Source organism: Methylobacterium sp. J-092, from assembly GCF_022829325.1.
In the GTDB taxonomy this organism is placed as follows: Bacteria; Pseudomonadota; Alphaproteobacteria; order Rhizobiales; family Beijerinckiaceae; genus Methylobacterium.
Window position 1 is genome coordinate 1 of record NZ_JAKSXU010000001.1, and the last position, 545, is coordinate 545.

Annotated in this window: 1 pseudogene; it reads left to right on the forward strand. The window is 66.6% G+C overall.

The features are described 5' to 3' along the window. Nucleotides 1-513 (forward strand): annotated as a pseudogene (locus MKK60_RS00005) (hypothetical protein); the annotation flags it as partial. Nucleotides 514-545 lie beyond the last annotated feature (32 nt).

The window sequence follows — 545 nt, forward strand, 5'->3', positions numbered from 1 at the left end:
AAGGAAGACGGATACAAGTTCGCGCGCGAGCAGCACCTGATCCTGGTGCCCAAGGTCGAAGCCGCCGCCAAGGCGATGGACGCCTACGGCACTGCGCTATTCGAACGCGAACTCGCTCGGGACGACCGGCGTGCAGCGGCCATGCCACAGGATGCGCCGGCACGCCGACTGCTCACGACCAGCCTCGCCCTCCGGCGTGCGGTGCAGCGCTTCGAAGCCCTCGGACCGAAAGCGGACGTGGGCCCGTTCTTGGCCGCACTCGGCGAGGTTTCGAACGCCAACCGTCAGCTTGGGACGACGTTCGACGCTATGAGCCCGAAGGCGAACTCGTCATGTACGGGCTACACCGACACGGTGGCGAGCGTGATCGGCCACGGCCGGGATGTGGCCCGGGATATCAAAACGAAGGGCGATCCGAGCCAGCCGGCGCAGCTGTTCAACGACACCTACAACCGCTCGGTGCGCGATTTCGAGTCCTGCCAGCGGTACGAAAGCCGTGCTCGGCCGAGCTGAGGGCTTGCCCGAACCGCACGGGACGTCCCCGT